The sequence below is a fragment of the Variovorax sp. Varisp36 genome, from assembly GCF_047304235.1.
Classification (GTDB): Bacteria; Pseudomonadota; Gammaproteobacteria; order Burkholderiales; family Burkholderiaceae_C; genus Variovorax.
In genome coordinates, this window is sequence record NZ_JBGLYU010000049.1 from 33,636 (window position 1) to 48,057 (window position 14,422).

16 protein-coding genes are annotated in these 14,422 nt (G+C 66.4%); 11 read left to right on the top strand and 5 right to left on the bottom strand.

The features are described 5' to 3' along the window. The 3 genes from ACCD11_RS23505 to ACCD11_RS23515 all read left to right on the top strand — a co-directional run bounded on the left by ACCD11_RS23505 (nt 1) and on the right by ACCD11_RS23515 (nt 3,686). Nucleotides 1-1,857 carry an AMP-dependent synthetase/ligase gene (locus tag ACCD11_RS23505; protein ID WP_413315650.1) on the top strand — a complete coding sequence of 619 codons (1,857 nt, stop codon included), beginning with the start codon at nt 1-3 and terminating at the stop codon, nt 1,855-1,857. Between the two features lie 33 nt (nt 1,858-1,890). After that, nucleotides 1,891-3,057, top strand: coding sequence for an ABC transporter substrate-binding protein (locus tag ACCD11_RS23510; protein WP_007829622.1), 1,167 nt, complete (start codon nt 1,891-1,893; stop codon nt 3,055-3,057). Between the two features lie 167 nt (nt 3,058-3,224). Next, nucleotides 3,225-3,686, top strand: a complete 462-nt coding sequence (locus tag ACCD11_RS23515; protein WP_413315651.1) for an EVE domain-containing protein — start codon at nt 3,225-3,227, stop codon at nt 3,684-3,686. 5 nt (nt 3,687-3,691) lie between these two features. Here ACCD11_RS23515 and ACCD11_RS23520 read toward each other — a convergent pair whose 3' ends face one another. Together ACCD11_RS23520 and ACCD11_RS23525 are read right to left on the bottom strand one after the other, a co-directional pair. Beyond that, on the bottom strand, nt 3,692-4,345 hold the full coding sequence (locus tag ACCD11_RS23520) for a MarC family protein (RefSeq protein ID WP_007829619.1): 654 nt from the start codon (nt 4,343-4,345) through the stop codon (nt 3,692-3,694). Between the two features lie 2 nt (nt 4,346-4,347). Beyond that, nucleotides 4,348-5,094 (bottom strand): SDR family oxidoreductase, encoded by a 747-nt coding sequence (locus ACCD11_RS23525; protein WP_413315652.1) that lies wholly within the window; start codon nt 5,092-5,094, stop codon nt 4,348-4,350. Nucleotides 5,095-5,167: 73 nt separating this feature from the next. Between ACCD11_RS23525 and ACCD11_RS23530 the strand changes: the two genes are divergently transcribed. Both ACCD11_RS23530 and ACCD11_RS23535 read left to right on the top strand, forming a co-directional pair. Further along, nucleotides 5,168-5,773, top strand: coding sequence for a 2-hydroxychromene-2-carboxylate isomerase (locus tag ACCD11_RS23530; protein ID WP_007829614.1), 606 nt, complete (start codon nt 5,168-5,170; stop codon nt 5,771-5,773). 49 nt (nt 5,774-5,822) lie between these two features. Then, the gene (locus ACCD11_RS23535; RefSeq protein WP_007829612.1) at nt 5,823-6,506 is read left to right on the top strand and encodes a dienelactone hydrolase family protein; all 684 of its coding nucleotides are present in this window, start codon (nt 5,823-5,825) and stop codon (nt 6,504-6,506) included. Between the two features lie 18 nt (nt 6,507-6,524). Here the strand turns inward: ACCD11_RS23535 and ACCD11_RS23540 are convergent, their stop codons facing one another. Beyond that, a complete protein-coding gene (locus ACCD11_RS23540; RefSeq protein WP_413315653.1) occupies nt 6,525-7,430 on the bottom strand; it encodes a LysR family transcriptional regulator in 906 nt (301 codons plus the stop codon). A 303-nt stretch (nt 7,431-7,733) separates the two neighbouring features. On the opposite strand from ACCD11_RS23540, the gene ACCD11_RS23545 reads away from it, so the two are divergent. Next, the gene (locus tag ACCD11_RS23545) at nt 7,734-8,099 is read left to right on the top strand and encodes a DUF4148 domain-containing protein (protein ID WP_413315654.1); all 366 of its coding nucleotides are present in this window, start codon (nt 7,734-7,736) and stop codon (nt 8,097-8,099) included. 90 nt (nt 8,100-8,189) lie between these two features. On the opposite strand, the gene ACCD11_RS23550 is transcribed toward ACCD11_RS23545, so the two are convergent. After that, entirely contained in the window at nt 8,190-9,332 is a 1,143-nt protein-coding gene (locus ACCD11_RS23550; RefSeq protein WP_413315655.1) for a magnesium transporter CorA family protein, read from the bottom strand. A gap of 11 nt (nt 9,333-9,343) precedes the next feature. Then, nucleotides 9,344-10,330, bottom strand: coding sequence for a porphobilinogen synthase (gene hemB, locus ACCD11_RS23555; protein WP_413315660.1), 987 nt, complete (start codon nt 10,328-10,330; stop codon nt 9,344-9,346). Nucleotides 10,331-10,695: 365 nt separating this feature from the next. Here hemB and ACCD11_RS23560 point away from each other — a divergent pair, with 365 nt between their 5' ends. Genes ACCD11_RS23560 through ACCD11_RS23580 form a run of 5 tightly spaced genes read left to right on the top strand, consistent with a single transcriptional unit; the run spans nt 10,696 to nt 14,409 of the window. Continuing rightward, on the top strand, nt 10,696-11,124 hold the full coding sequence (locus tag ACCD11_RS23560; protein ID WP_056522085.1) for a CopD family protein: 429 nt from the start codon (nt 10,696-10,698) through the stop codon (nt 11,122-11,124). 12 nt (nt 11,125-11,136) lie between these two features. Then, entirely contained in the window at nt 11,137-12,267 is a 1,131-nt protein-coding gene (locus tag ACCD11_RS23565) for a VanZ family protein (RefSeq protein ID WP_413315656.1), read from the top strand. 44 nt (nt 12,268-12,311) lie between these two features. After that, on the top strand, nt 12,312-12,665 hold the full coding sequence (locus tag ACCD11_RS23570; RefSeq protein WP_413315657.1) for a (2Fe-2S) ferredoxin domain-containing protein: 354 nt from the start codon (nt 12,312-12,314) through the stop codon (nt 12,663-12,665). Between the two features lie 36 nt (nt 12,666-12,701). Next, nucleotides 12,702-13,334, top strand: a complete 633-nt coding sequence (locus tag ACCD11_RS23575) for an alpha/beta hydrolase (RefSeq protein WP_413315658.1) — start codon at nt 12,702-12,704, stop codon at nt 13,332-13,334. 40 nt (nt 13,335-13,374) lie between these two features. Continuing rightward, entirely contained in the window at nt 13,375-14,409 is a 1,035-nt protein-coding gene (locus ACCD11_RS23580; protein ID WP_413315659.1) for a serine hydrolase, read from the top strand. The last annotated feature ends 13 nt before the right edge of the window (nt 14,410-14,422 follow it).

The window sequence follows — 14,422 nt, forward strand, 5'->3', positions numbered from 1 at the left end:
ATGCAAGGACTCTGGGACCTCGACGCCTTCGCACCCCGGCTCGACGTTGTCGTGCCCGGCGACACCATTCCCGCGATGTTCTGGAACGCCGTGAAGCAGCGCGGCGACAACATCTGGATGCGGCAGAAGGAACTGGGCATCTGGCGCAGCTGGAGCTGGCACCAGACCGCCGACGCGGTGCGCGAGATCGCGGCCGGCCTCCAGTCCATCGGCTTTGCGCCGGGCGAGTGCGCGTCGATCCTGTCCAACACCGTCATCGAATGGGTGCTCGCCGATCTCGCGGTGCTGAGCTGCGGCGGTGTCTCCAATGGCATCTATCCGACCGACGCGGCCTCGCAGGTGCACTACCTTTGCGAAGACTCGGGCACCACCGTGCTCTTCGTGGAAGACGACGAGCAGCTCGACAAGGCGCTCGAGGTGCGCGCCGGCCTGCCGCGCCTGCGCTGCTTGGTCGTGTTCGACATGGAAGGCCTGCGCGACCTCGACGATGCGGCGGTGATGAGCCTCGACGCGCTGCGTGCGCTCGGGCGCCAGCACCTGGCCGCCGATCCGCAGGCGGTCGAACGTACGGTTGCCGCCTGCCGCCCTGAAGACCTCGCCATCCTCGTCTACACCTCGGGCACCACCGGCAAGCCCAAGGGCGCCATGCACAGCCATGCCGGGCTCGTGTACACCGCGCGCGGCTACAACACGCTCGTCGCGCAGGACCAGACCGACGAGCGCATGTGCTTCCTGCCGCTGTGCCACATCGCCGAGCGCATGGGCGGCGAGTACTTCGCGATGTACACCGGCGCTATCCTCAACTTCGTCGAGAACCCCGAGACCGTGCCGGAGAACGTGCGCGAGATCGCACCCACGGTGTTCACGGCCGTGCCGCGCGTGTGGGAGAAGTTCTATTCGGGCGTGATGATCGCCCTGAAGGAGGCGAGCCCGCTGCAGCAGGCGGCCTACAGGTGGAGCATCGGCGTGGGCGAGGAGATCGCCAACCGCGTGCTGGCGGGCGAGCCGGTGAGCTCGTCGCTGAAGTTCAGGTTCAGGCTCGCGCGCATGCTCGCGCTGGACAACGCGCGCAAGCTCATCGGCATCCACCGCGCGCGCTTCCTGGTGACGGGCGCGGCGCCCATCTCGCCCGAGCTGGTCAAGTGGTATCTCGCGCTGGGCGTGCCGATGCTGGAGGTGTGGGGCATGACGGAGTCGTGCGGCGCCTCGACCGCGGTGCCGGCCACGCGCATCAAGCCGGGCTCCATCGGCCCGGCCACCGGCTACAACGAGGTGCGCCTCGACCCCGCCACCGGCGAGATCCTGGTGCGCGGCCCCAATGTCTTCATGGGTTACCTCAACCTGCCCGAGAAGACGGCCGAGACCATCGACGCCGACGGCTGGCTGCACACCGGCGACGTGGGCACGATGGACGAGGACGGGTATTTCCGCATCACCGACCGGATGAAAGACATCATCATCACGGCGGGTGGGAAGAACGTGACGCCCAGCGAGCTGGAGAACGAGCTCAAGTTCAGCCCCTACATCACCGATGCCGTGGTCATCGGCGATAAGCGGCCGTACCTCACGGTGATCGTCATGATCGATCAGGAGAACGTCGAGAAGTTTGCGCAGGACCACGACGTGCCGTTCAGCAACTACGAGAGCCTGACGCGCACGAAGGAAGTGCAGGATTTGATCCAGGGCGAGATCGATCGCGTCAACGCCAGGTTCGCGCGCGTCGAGCAGATCAAGAAGTTCTTTCTGCTCGAAACGCAGCTCAGCGCCGAGGACGAGGAGCTCACGCCCACGATGAAGCTCAAGCGCAAGCTGGTGCAGACCAAGTACGCCGGCCGCATCGACGCCATGTACCGCTGACCCTCTTTTTTGCCAACCCGAGGAGACACCGCTATGACGAAGCTCAAGACACTGACGACGCTGGCCGTGCTGGGCCTGATCGCGACGCTCGCATCCGCTCAGCAGCAGGGCGTGAGCAAGGACGAGATCCGCATCGGCACGATCCAGGACCTGTCGGGTCCGCTCGCGGGCTTCGGCAAGCAGGCGCGCAACGGCATGCAGCTGCGCGTGGACGAACTCAACGAGCAGGGCAGCCTCAATGGGCGCAAGCTCAAGCTCTTCGTCGAAGACTCGGGCTACGACCCGAAGAAGGCCGTGCTGGCGGCGCAGAAGCTGGTGAACCAGGAAAAGATATTCATCATGGCCGGCCATATCGGCACGGCGCAGAACATGGCGGCGATGCCGGTGCAGTTCGAGAAGAACATCGTCAACTTCATGCCGATCACCGCAGCGCGCGAAATGTACGAGCCGCTCAATCGGCTGAAGTATTCGTTCGCAGCCACCTACTACGACCAGATCCGCCTGGCCCTGCCCAAGATGATCAAGGAGAAGGGCGCCAAGAAGGTCTGCACCATCTACCAGGACGACGAGTTCGGCCTCGAGGTGCTGCGCGGCGCCGAGGCGGGCCTGAAGACCGCCGGCATGGAGCTGGCCGAGAAGACCTCGTTCAAGCGCGGCGCCACCGACTTCAGCTCGCAGGTCGCCAAGATGAAGGCCGCCAACTGCGACCTCGTGGTGCTCGGCACCATCATCCGCGAGACCATCGGCACCGTGGGCGAGTCGCGCAAGACGGGTTTCAACCCGACCTTCCTGGGCTCGAGCGCGGCCTACACCGACCTGATCCACAAGCTGGGCGGCAAGGCGATGGACGGCATCTACGCCACCATGACGGTGCAGAACCCGTACACCGACGAGCAGTCGCAGCCGCTGCGCTTCTGGGCCAACAAATACAAGACCAAGTTCAACGAAGACCCGACCGTGTTCTCGGTGTATGGCTACGTGATCATCGACTCGTTCATCAAGGCGGCGACCAAGGCCGGGCCGAACCTCACGACCGACAGCTTCATCAAGGCGATGGACAGCATGACCTTCGAGCCCGACATGTTCGGCAGTCCGAAGAGCAGCTACACCGCCACCAAGCGCCTGGGCAACGACCTGTCGCGCCTGTCGCAGATCAAGGATGGCAAGTGGGTGGTCGTGTCCGACTATGTGACACCCTGACCCGGCGCTCCCCCATGCTTCGCGCACTTCGTGTCGCTACGCACACCCCCTCGCCGGGGGCAACACCTGCGGCCCGGCAGAGCCGGTTCCGCGGTGTTCCGCGATGAAGGCGCGCAGTCTGGTGCGGGTTTATATTTGCGGCGAATTCCTTCGGTGAAGAGACCGCAATGCCACAGTACTGGTTGATGAAATCCGAGCCCGACGAGGTCTCGATCGACGACGCGCTCGCCGCGCCCGATGCCACCGTAGCCTGGACCGGCGTGCGCAACTATCAGGCACGCAACTTCATGCGCGACGGCATGAAGGTCGGCGACGGCGTGCTGTTCTATCACTCGAGCTGCCCGGAGCCTGGCATCGCCGGCATCGCGCGGGTGGCCTCGGGCATCAAGCCCGATCCGACGCAGTTCGATGCGAAGTCGCCTTACTACGACGCGGCCTCGAAGAAGGACGATCCGCGCTGGCTGCTGGTGGATGTGCAGGCGCTGCGCAAGACGCGGCTGCTCTCGCTGCCCGAGCTGCGCGCCAGGCCCGAGCTGGCCGACCTGGTCGTGCTGCGCAAGGGCAACCGGCTGTCGATCACGCCGGTGGAGCCGGCGCACTGGAAGATCATCGAGAAGATGCTGGGCTGAATGAATCAGCCCACGCGCTGCAGGATCGGAAACAGCTTCCCCAGCCCATCGGCCATCACCTCTACCGCGAGCGCAGCGAGGATCAGCCCCATGAGCCGCGTCATGATGTTGATGCCCGTCTTGCCGAGCACGCGCGCAATGGGTTGCGCGAGCGAGAAGGCCACCGCGGTGGCCAGCGCGACCACCACGCCGTAGCCGACCAGCACCGCGAGTTCCCACAGGTGCTGCGTCTTGTCCGCGTAGATGACCACGGTGGAAATGGTGGCCGGCCCGGTGAGCAGCGGAATGGTGAGCGGCACCACCGCGATGGACGCGCCCATGGAGGCCTTCACTTCGGTGGCGCGCAGCTCCTCGACGTTGGTCTTGCTCTCGGCCGGCTTGGCATTCAGCATCGACAGCGAGCTCATGAGCAGCAGCAGGCCGCCGCCGACCTGGAAGCTCGCGATCGAGATGCCGAAGAAGGACAGCAGTTGCAGCCCGAGCAGCGCGCTCACCGCGATCACCACGAAAGCGCTGAAGGCCGACATGCGCACCGTGTGGCGGCGCTGCGCATCGCTGTAGCCCTGCGTGTAGTGGATGAAGAACGGCACGATGGCCAGCGGGTTGACGATGGCCACCAGCGTGACCAGCGGCTTGATCAGGTCCATCGAGGTGCTCATGGTCAGCGGCCTCCGGCGACGTCGAGCAGGGCCATGGTGGTGTAGCTGGCCTCGGCGGACAGCAGCCACAGGATGGCGCCCGCGATTTCCTCTGCGCTGCCGGTGCGCTGCATGGGCACGGTGGGCGCGAGATCGAAGGCGCGGTCCGGCATGCCGCCCGAGGCGTGGATCTCGGTATCGATCAGTCCGGGGCGCACTGCATTCACGCGGATGCCTTCGGCCGCCACTTCCTTGGCCAGCCCGATGGTGAAGGTGTCGATGGCGCCCTTGCTCGCGGCGTAGTCGACGTACTGGTCGGGCGAGCCCAGCCGCGAGGCGGCGCTGGAGATGTTGACGATGGCGCCGCCCGCGCCGCCGTAGCGCGTGCTCATGCGCCGCACGGCCTCGCGCGCGCAGATGAAGCTGCCGATCACGTTGATGCGGAACATGCGCTCCAGCCGGGCCACGCTCATCTCGTCGACGCGTGCCTGCACGTCGACCACGCCGGCGTTGTTGACCAGCGCCGTCAGCCGGCCGAACCTCGCGTCGACCTTCTGGAACATGGCGAGCACCTGCGCCTCGTCGCCCACGTCGGCCTGCACGGCCATGGCGGTGCCGCCGCCCGCGCGGATGGTGCGCACCACCTCGTCGGCGGCCAGAGAGTTGCTGGCGTAGTTGACGGCCACCGCGTAGCCGCGCTGCGCGGCGAGCACGGCGGTGGCGGCGCCGATGCCGCGCCCGCCGCCCGTGATCAAGAGCACTTGGTCCAAAACCTACCTCCTGCAGAGAAACTGCGTGTCAGTTAAAACCGTTGGCTTGGATTACATCATCGGGGGCACGCGCATGAGCACCAACAGAACCATCGACTACTACTTTGCGCCACAGAGCCCATGGACTTATCTGGGGCATTCCCGCTTCGCGGCGATTGCCGCGGCCGCGGGTGCCGCGGTGCGCGTACGGCCCATCGACATGGGCAGCGTGTTCCCTGTGTCGGGCGGGTTGCCGCTGGGCAAACGCGCACCGCAGCGCCAGGCGTACCGGCTGGTCGACCTGGCGCGCTTCTCGCGCCACCTCGGCCTGCCGCTGAACACCCGGCCGAAGTTCTTTCCCGTGGCCAGCGACGATGCGGCCCGGCTCATCATCGCGGTCGACATGCACGACGGCACCGAGGCCGCCATGCGCATGTGCGCGGCGGTGTTCGCGGCCGTGTGGGTGCAGGAGCGCAACATCGGCGATCCGAAGGTGCTCGATTCGCTGGTCATCGAATGCGGGCTTTCGCCCAAGCGCGCCGAGCAGTCTCAGAGCCAGGCGGTGCAGGAGCGCTACGAGGCCTACACGCAGGAGGCCATCGACATCCAGGTGTTCGGCGCGCCGAGCTACGTGATCGACGGCGAGATCTTCTGGGGCCAGGACCGCCTCGACTTTGTCGAGCGGGCGCTGCGCCCTTGACCCCCGGCATTCATTCATTCATCTATTTGCCATCAAGGAGCACGACAACATGGGTCAATTCATCGATCTCAAGGCCAAGGACGGCTTCATCTTCCCCGCCTACGTGGCCGAGCCGGCGGGCAAGCCGCGCGGCGCGGTGGTCGTGGTGCAGGAAATCTTCGGCGTCAACTCGCACATCCGCGCGGTGGCTGACGGCTACGCGGCGGAGGGTTACCTCGCCGTGGCGCCATCGACCTTCCACCGCGTCAAGCCCGGCGTCGAGCTGGGCTATTCGGACGACGACATGAAGAACGGCTTCGGCCTGAAAACGGCGGTCGAGGCGCTGCCGGCGCCGGGCGTGCTGCAGGACATCGAGGCGTCCATCGCCTACGCGTCGAAGGCCGGCAAGGTCGGCATCGTCGGCTACTGCTGGGGCGGCCTGCTGGTGTGGCGCGCAGCGGCGCTGCTGCCGGGCCTGGCGGCAGCGGCACCCTACTATGGCGGCGGCATGACCACGCCCGAGGAAACGGCACGCCAGCCCAAGGTGCCGGTGCTCGCGCATTTCGGCAACCAGGACCACTGGATTCCGCTGGACACCGTCGAGTCGTTCAAGAAGGCGCATCCGGAGGTGGAAGTGCACGTGTACCCGGTCGGCCACGGCTTCAACTGCGACCAGCGCGGCTCCTACGACGCCGACGCGGCAAAGCTCGCGCGGGAACGCACGCTGGCGTTCTTTGCGAAGCACGTCGGCTGAGGCAGCGCCTCGGCGCCCTTACTTGCTTCTTCGCGCCGATTCCGGACCCACGCGCGTCTGCAGGAAGTCGAGCAGCGCGCGCAGCGCGGCGCTGTTGTGGCGCCGCTGCAGGTAGGCGGCCGACAGCCACATGTCCTTGCGCGCGTAGTCCTGCAGCACGGGCACGAGTTCGCCCTGGTCGAGGTGCGACTGCACGAGGATCGACGGCAGGTAGATCACGCCGAAGCCGTGCATCGCCACGCGGATCAGCGGCGCAGCCTCGGTGCAGTCCATGCGGCTCTTGACCTGCACGTCGAGCGGCGTGCCGTTCTCATCGAAGCGCCACACCGGCTGCTGGCCCAGCAGCGAGAACGTGAGAGCGTCGTGGCCTGACAGGTCGCGCGGGTGCTCGGGCCTGCCGTGCTTCTTCCAGTAGATCGGCGAGGCGCAGACCACCATGTTCATCAGGCGCAGCTTGCGCACGATGAGGTTGGCGTCTTCCACCGGGCCGCTGCGCAGTTCGACGTCGATGCCTTCCTCGGCGAGGTCGACGGTGCGGTTGGTCAGCTGCAGGCTGATCGTCACGTCGGGGTAGTAGCGCATGAAGTCAGCCAGCAGGTTCGGAAACTCGCCGTTGCCCATGCCGTGCGGGGCCGAGATGCGCAGCCGGCCGCCGGGCTGGCTGGCGCGGTCCTGCAGTTCCGACTGGGTGAGCTCGACCATCTCGAGCACCGGCGTGCTGCGCTCCAGCAGCAGCTGGCCGGCGTCGGTGAGGCTCACGGAGCGCGTGGAGCGGTTGAGAAGACGCACGCCGAAGCGGGTTTCCAGCTCGGCCACGTACTTGCTGACGGTGGCCTTCGACATGTTGAGCCTCTTGGCCGCCTGGGAAAAACTGCCTTGTGAGGCGACTTCCCGAAAGGTTCTGATCAGGTCGAGACTGTCCATGTGAATGAGCCCATTGTTTCCGTTTTGGGAACGCGATGGTTCGATTCTCCGGGGTTTTTCTTAGTCGGCTCCCGCGACACTGTGGTTACGCCGACGTTGCCAGCCACGGCTCGGCCGTTCCGGAACCGGCCGCTTTCTTCTACTGGCATGCCTTGATGCTCGCATTGTTTCAATAGAGGAAACACGGTGTCTCTGATCCGAGTGTTCTGGCAGTGCAGTTCGCCCGGAAACTCGCCGCACAGGCAAGCGAACCAGCAAGCCTGGTGGACGAACCATCCGACGAACACACTAGGAGAACTGAACATGAAGACCTCGCAAATCCTCGCCGCTGCCGCTCTGACCCTGCTTGCCGCCGTTGGCGCCCAAGCCGAAACCTACCAAGGCGTGAACACCGCCGTCTCGACCAAGAGCCGCGACGACGTCAACGCCGAAGCTGCACGCACCGCGTCGGCTCCGAACCAGAACGTCGTGCGCGGTTCGCGCGGTGCGGAAACCGTCGCCGTGTCGAAGGACCGTTCGATCGTCGAAGCCGAAGCCGTTCGCACCGCCTACGCTCCCGACCAGAACGTGAGTTCGGGTTCGCGCGTCAACAGCAAGGTCATCTCGACGATGGCCAACCCGGCTGACGCACTCCAGGCGCAGCAAGGTTCGGGCGCTATCGCCAAGTAATCGAAGCGGCCCCTCGGGGTTGCCCAAATGCAAAAGGGCCACGCGAAAGCGTGGCCCTTTTTGCATTTTTGCCGCTGATATATAGGGGAGTCAGCGCGTGCGGGCGAGGTAGCGCTTGCGCCAGAAGATCAGCACCAGCAGCACGGCGATGACCAGCATCGACGTCATCGCGATCCAGAAACCGTCGGCCTTGTGCACCAGCGGGATGAACTCGAAGTTCATGCCGAAGATGCCCGCGATGAGGTTGAGCGGCAGGAACACGGCAGTGAGCACCGTCAGCACCCGCATGATGTCGTTGGCACGGTGGCCCTGCACGCTGAAGTGCATCTGCACCGCGGTTTCGGCGTTCTGCTCCAGCCGGTGCACGTGGTGCACCACGCGCTCGATGTGCTCGAGCACGTCGCGGCTGCGGATCATGATGAGTTCGCGCTCGCGCCGCTCGGTCTCGCCCTTGGGCACGGGCAGGGTCTCGAGCGAGTCGATCCAGTCCTGCATGGCGGCGCGTTGGTCCTCGCAGATCTCGTCCAGGTGGTGCAGCGACTGGCGCGCTTCCATCAGCGCCCCCCAATTGGTGAAGCGGCTGCGCGGGTCGATCAGCTCGGTCTGCCAGTGGTCGAGCTGCTTGGTGAGTTCGCGCCGCAGGTCGAGGTAGCCGTCGACGATCTGGTTGATCACGCGCAGCATCAGGTCGGAAGGGCTGGCCGGCACGCGGGCCGAGGTGGCGCGCACGTCGAGTGCTGGCGCGCCGCGGTCGTCGGGCGAGCCGGCCGCCAGCAGCCGCGCGGCGAAGGCGTCGCGCACCGCGCCGTCTTCCGGGTGCACCGACAGCAGCACGCGGTCGAACGCCGCGAAGCCGACCGGACGGGTGTCGACGCGGCGCAGCACGGGCGGGCCGCTGCGGGGCAGGCGCGGCGCCGCGCCACCCGCCGGGGCCTCCTGGCCCTGTCCGTTCCCGTTGGCAAGGCGCCGGAACACCAGCACGTCGTATTGGGACGTGTAGTCGTAGTGTGAAGGCAGCTGATCGTTGAGCAGGTCGGCCACGTGCAGGTCGACCAGCTGCGTGAGACACAAGGTCTGCAGGATCTGCTGCACCTCGGCCAGCGAAGTCCGAAATTCCTCGCGCGTGAGCGAGATCCACAGGTAGCCGCCTGCGCCGCACGCGCCCGGCACGGTCAACGGCGTCAGTGCGGAGTGCTCGCTGACCTGCGAGCGATTGATTTCGAAGATGCGCATGCCGGTGCGCGCTACTTCTGGAGCAGGCGCGCGGCGTCGAGCGCGAAGTACGTCAGCACGCCGTCGGCGCCGGCACGCTTGAAGGCCAGCAGGCTTTCGAGCACCACGGCGTCGTGGTCGAGCCAGCCGTTCTGGGCGGCCGCCTTGAGCATCGCGTATTCGCCGCTCACCTGGTAGGCGAAGGTCGGCACGTGGAACTGGTCCTTCACGCGGCGCACGATGTCGAGGTAGGGCATGCCGGGCTTCACCATCACCATGTCGGCGCCCTCGGCGATGTCGATGGCCACTTCGCGCAGGGCCTCGTCGCTGTTGCCGGGGTCCATCTGGTAGACCTTCTTGTTGCTCTTGCCGAGCGTGGCGGCCGAGCCTACGGCGTCGCGGAAGGGGCCGTAGAAGGCGCTGGCGTACTTGGCGCTGTAGGCCATGATGCGCGTGTGCACGTCGCCGCGGGCCTCGAGCGCGGTGCGGATGGCGCCGATTCGGCCGTCCATCATGTCGCTGGGCGCCACAATGTCGACGCCGGCTTGCGATTGTGTGAGCGCCTGCTTCACCAGCACTTCAACGGTCGCATCGTTGAGGATGTAGCCGGTGTCGTCGAGCAGGCCGTCCTGGCCGTGGCTGGTGTAGGGGTCGAGCGCGACATCGGTCATCACGCCCAGTTCGGGGAAGCGCGCCTTGAGGGTGGCCACCACGCGGGGAATCAGCCCGTCGGGATTGAAGGCCTCGTCGCCGTTGGGTGTCTTGAGGCTGGCGTCGATCACCGGGAACAGCGCCATCACCGGGATGCCGGCGGCGACGCACTGCTCGGCCACGGGCAAGAGCAGGTCGAGGCTCAGGCGGTCCACGCCGGGCATCGAAGGCACGGCATCGCGGCGTTTTTCGCCTTCCTGCACGAACACCGGGTAGATCAGGTCGTTGGCCGTCAGCGCGTGCTCCCGCACGAGGTTGCGGGTGAAGGCATCGCGGCGCAGGCGCCGCGGCCGCCCGGCGGGGAACATGGCCAAGGGGGAAGATGATGACGTCATATATCCAAAATTGTGCCTGAAGCGACATTTCGCCGCGTCCGTTCGAAGGAGGCGGTTGTCTGACAACTACGGAAAATCGTAGAACCAAGGTTCTAAATTTTTGCCATAAATGTCAAAGAAAGTGCCTCAGTCGCTTGAAACCTTGTTTCGTCTTTGTTAAATTCTGAAGCGGGCGGCTTGCCGCTCCCCGCTTTTCCTCCCTGAGCGGGTGCCTTGATGTGTGACAGCAAAAGGGCTTCCCAGCCCGGCGTGAAGACGTCGGGCTTTTTTTTGCCCGCCGTGCGGAGGCACTGCCGCAAAAACCCGGGCCGGCGAGAGGGCGCCACTAAACTGCCGCCATGCTCTGGGTCAAATCTCTTCACATCGTCTTCATTGCAAGCTGGTTCGCGGGGTTGTTCTACCTGCCCCGGATCTTCGTCAATCTGGCGATGGTGCCGCCCGAGTCGGTGGCCGAGCGTGAACGGCTGCTGCTGATGGCGCGCAAGCTGATGCGGTTCACGACTTTCCTGGCAGTTCCGGCGCTCGGCTTCGGCCTGTGGCTCTGGCTGGGCTACGGCATCGGGCGCGGCCCGGGCAACGGGTGGATGCATGCCAAGCTGGCGCTGGTGCTGGTGGCCATCGGCTACCACCATGGCTGCGGCGTGCTGCTGCGCCGCTTCGTGGCGGGCGAGAACCGGCGTAACGACCGCTGGTTCCGCTGGTTCAACGAACTGCCGGTGCTGCTGCTGCTGGGTATCGTGATCCTGGTGGTCGTCAAGCCGTTCTGAAGCCCGGTGCACATGGTGGAGAGGCCGCACAAGTCAACCGCGCTCCCCCTGGCGCTCGCCTATGCGGCGCTGATCGTCTACGCCAGCCTTTATCCGTTCGCCGACTGGCGCGACCAGGGGATCGCGCCCTGGGCCTACCTGTCGGCGCCCTGGCCCAAGTACTGGACGGGTTTCGACTTCGCCGTCAACGTGGTGGGCTACATGCCCTTCGGATTCCTCTGCGCCCTGGCGGCACTGCGCACGGGCCGGACCGCCGCCGTCTGGCATGCCGTGCTGCGAGCCGTCATAGCGGGCGCGGCGATCGCCTTCGCCATGGAGACGCTGCAGAGCTATCTGCCTGCGCGCATCCCTTCCAATGTGGACCTGGGGCTCAACACGACCGGCACCGTTCTCGGCGCGGTGCTGGCGGCGGGGCTGGAGCGGCTGGGCGCGGTTGCGCACTGGAGCCGCGCGCGTTCGCAGTGGTTCGTCGAGGAGTCGCGCGGCGCGCTGGTGCTGCTCGCGCTGTGGCCTTTCGCGCTGCTGTTTCCGGCCGCCGTCACCTTCGGGCTCGGGCAGGTGTTCGAGCGGCTCGAAGTGGCGATCTCCGAATGGCTGCTCGACACGCCCTTCATCGACTGGCTTCCGCTGCGGCAGTTCGAGCTCGAACCGCTGGTGCCCGCGGTGGAACTGCTGTGCGTGATGCTCGGCGCGCTGGTGCCGTGCCTGCTGGGCTACCTGGTGGCGCGCTCCATGGCCCAGCGCGCGGTCCTGCTGCCGCTGACGCTGCTGACCGGCGTCGCGGCCTCGGCGCTGTCGGCTGCATTGAGCTACGGGCCCGAGCACGCATGGGCATGGCTGGACCTGCCGGTGCAGGTCGGCATGGCCGCGGCCTTGTTCGCCGGCGTGTTGCTGCTTTTCGCGCCGCGCCGCCTCTGCGCGGCACTGCTGCTGGTGGGGCTCGTGCTGCAGCTGAGCCTGCTGAACCAGGCGCCCGAGAGCGCGTACTTCGCCCAGACCTTGGCCACCTGGGAGCAGGGGCGCTTCATCCGCTTCCACGGACTGGCGCAGTGGCTCGGCTGGACTTGGCCATTTGCCGTGCTGGCGTATGTGGTGGCCGCCTTGTCGCGGCGGAGCCGGCCCGCCGCCGTTGCGACGGTCTGAGCGTCCGGGCCACGGCGCCGGGAGGCGGTCACTAAAATCTGCCGATGCCCAGTTCCTCTCCCGCCAAGCCGTCCGGCTATTACGGTCGCCACATCTTCTTCTGCCTCAACGAGCGCAAGAACGGCGAAGACTCCTGCGCCATGCACAACGCGCAGGAGGGCTTCGATCGCTGCAAGGCGAAGGTCAAGGAGCAGGGGCTCGCAGGGCCTGGCAAGGTGCGCGTCAACAAGGCCGGCTGCCTCGACCGCTGCGCGGGCGGGCCGGTGGCCGTGGTGTACCCCGAAGCCGTCTGGTACACCTTCGTCGACAGCGAGGACATCGACGAAATCGTCGAGTCGCACCTGAAGAACGGCCAGGTCGTCGAGCGGCTGGTGCTGCCTCCCAATGTCGGACGCTGAACTTTTCCACCGGCTCTCCGCTCGTACCCTGCGCCAATGAACTCCCAGACCGAAAAGATCAGCCTCCAGGGCGCCGCCGGCGCGATCGAGGTTCAACGCGACCAGCCTGCCGGTGTTGCGCGCGGCATTGCCGTGATTGCCCATCCGCACCCGCTGTTCGGCGGCACGATGGACAACAAGGTGGTGCAGACGCTGGCGCGCGCTTTCGTCGCCTGCGGCTGGACCACTGTGCGCTTCAACTTCCGCGGAGTGGGTGCCAGCGAAGGCGTGCACGACGAGGGGCGCGGTGAGCTGGAAGACATGCTGAATGTCGTGGGCCAGCTGGCGTCCGAAGGTCCGTTGGCGATCGCCGGCTTTTCCTTCGGTGCCTTCGTCGCGAGCGGCGCCGCCGCAAGACTCTGGGCCGAACGCGACATCCGGCAGATCGTGCTGGTGGGCACGGCCGCCGCGCGCAACACCGTGGCCACGCTGCCGGCCGAGGCGCACGAGCGCATGCTGGTGGTTCATGGCGAAGCCGACGACACCGTGGCGCTCTCCGCCGTGATGGACTGGGCGCGGCCCCAGTCACTTCCTGTCACAGTCGTTCCCGGGGGCGGCCATTTCTTTCACGGACAATTGCCGCTGCTCAAAAGTCTCGTGGTCCGCCATCTGCGCGCGGACATCGCGTGAAAGCCTCGCAGGCTTGTTTTCGTCTCTTTCCGAACTCCCCATGAATCGTTTTCTTGGCGCGCTCCGCGCGCTGGTCCTTACCGCCGCTGCATCCGTCAGCCTGATCGCCGTCGCCCAGGTGCCGACGCCGCCCGAAATCGCCGCGCGCAGCTACCTGCTGCTCGACGTGACCGCGAACCAGATCCTGGCGCAGAAGGACATCGACAGCCCGGTCGAGCCGGCTTCGCTCACCAAGCTGATGTCGGCCTACGTGGTGTTCGACGCGCTGCGCGCCAAGAAGATCACGCTGACCCAGACGATGCCGGTCAGCCCGCGCGCATGGAAGATGCCCGGCTCGCGCATGTTCATCGACCCCAAGATGCAGGTGCCGGTGGAAGACCTGATCAAGGGCCTGATCGTGCAGTCCGGCAATGACGCCACGGTGGCGCTGGCCGAGGGCGTCGGCGGCACGGTGGAGCACTTCGTCGAAATGATGAACGCCCAGGCCAAGGCCCTGGGCATGAAGAACACCAGCTACAAGAACCCCGAAGGCCTGACGGCCCCCGGCCACACCACGACGGCCCGCGACCTGAGCATCCTGGCGACCCGCCTGGTGCGCGACTTCCCCGAGGAGGCCAAGTACTACGCCATCAAGAAGTACCGCTATCCGGGCACCCCGTCGACCAACGACACCAACCGAAACCTGCTGCTGTTCCGCGACCCGACCGTCGACGGCCTGAAGACCGGCCACACCGAAGCGGCTGGCTACTGCATGATCGCCACCGCCAAGCGCGACTTCCCGAACCTGACCGGTGGGCGCCGCCTGCTGTCGATCGTGCTGGGCACCACCGGCGAGACCGTGCGCGCCAACGAGTCGCAGAAGCTGCTGAACTGGGGTTACACGGCCTACGACGCGGTCCGCCTGTTCGACGCAGGCCAGCCGGCTGCCACTCCGGCCGTCTGGAAGGGCAAGGCCAACATCCTGAAGCTGGGCCGTCCGGAGGCCATCGTGGTCGCGGGGGCGGCCGGCACCGCCGCCAAGATAAAAACCCAGGTGTCGCGCCCCCAAACCCAGGTGGCGCCGGTCGCCAAGTAACAGCCCGGAGGTT